A 1,189-nucleotide genomic window follows, 5' to 3' on the forward strand; every position below is an offset into this window, starting at 1 on the left:
GTTTCCAAGTAATTTTGTTCAATTTTTTGTTATCCATTCTTTCCTCACTCTCTTTCATCAGTCATCTCATGACCTGAAAACTTGCTTATAAAAATATCTTCTAAAGTTAAAGGAAGTTCTTCAATCAGTAGTGGTTCACAATTGTTTATTCGTTCCATAAGTTCATCACTATAATTTTCAAAAATCACTGTGCTTACTCGGCCTTCATGAGTAATATGCTTCGCTTCTTGTTTGATAAACTGAGGTAATTCATAGTCTTTAAAAGCAATCTGAAGTTTACAGATTGACATTTTTACTGTAGAAAGATTCAATATAGAAACAATAGAGTGTTCTTTAATAAAAGCGACTTGGTCCGCTAGCTTTTCCAACTCATTCAAATTATGTGAAGCTAAAATAATACTTCTCTCTCGATCACTGATTGCATCGATCATTAAATCAACAACCTGTTTCCGTACGATAACATCGAGCCCATCAAGAGGTTCATCTAAGATAATATAGGAACAATTTGAACAAAGCGCAATAATAACGAGGAGTAAGCATTGCATCCCTTTGGAATATTTTTGAAATTGATCATCAGGTAATTGATGTTTTTCGATCAATTCCAAAAATCTCTTACTATCAAAAAGAGGATATAATAGAGAAAAATAACTCTCAATTGTTCGTAATCTCATTTTATTTAATGGTTGATATTGAGGATCAAGGAAAAAAATATCATTCTTTAGACTAACCTCTTTGTTAATATCTTGACCATCAATTGATACCATTCCTTCATCCATCAAATAATGACTGGCTATCGTACGGAATAAAGTGGTTTTACCAGATCCATTTCTTCCCACAATTCCAAAAATACTTCCTAGAGGGATGGATAAATTAATATGTTTCAAAACAACATTACCATCAATCCTCTTACTTAAATTTTGAATCTCCACTTTTACTCCTCCTCCTTTATCCACTCATAGATTAAACTTAATGGAATTTTTGCATATTGTGCTTCAACTAACCATGATTTAAGCTGACTTCTTAATTTTTTTTGTGTCTGAATATCAATTTCTTCATCCTGACCATCATTATTTTTAACAAAAGAACCTCTTCCCTTAATAGTTGTGATTACATTTTGATGCTCTAATTCCTTATAAGCTTTGGCAACAGTATTCGGGTTAACGCCCAACTGCTTGGACATCTCTCGAAC

2 protein-coding genes are annotated in these 1,189 nt (G+C 32.3%); both read right to left on the reverse strand.

Annotated elements, in window-relative coordinates:
* Positions 1-44: 44 nt before the first annotated feature.
* Positions 45-929 carry an ABC transporter ATP-binding protein gene (locus ABZV77_RS42700; RefSeq protein ID WP_042748911.1) on the reverse strand — a complete coding sequence of 295 codons (885 nt, stop codon included), beginning with the start codon at positions 927-929 and terminating at the stop codon, positions 45-47.
* Between the two features lie 2 nt (positions 930-931).
* A partial coding sequence (locus tag ABZV77_RS42705) for a GntR family transcriptional regulator (RefSeq protein WP_356268797.1) occupies positions 932-1,189 on the reverse strand: 258 nt, incomplete at its 5' end.

It is taken from the genome of Streptomyces sp. NPDC004732, assembly GCF_040609235.1.
Classification (GTDB): domain Bacteria; phylum Actinomycetota; class Actinomycetes; order Streptomycetales; family Streptomycetaceae; genus Streptomyces.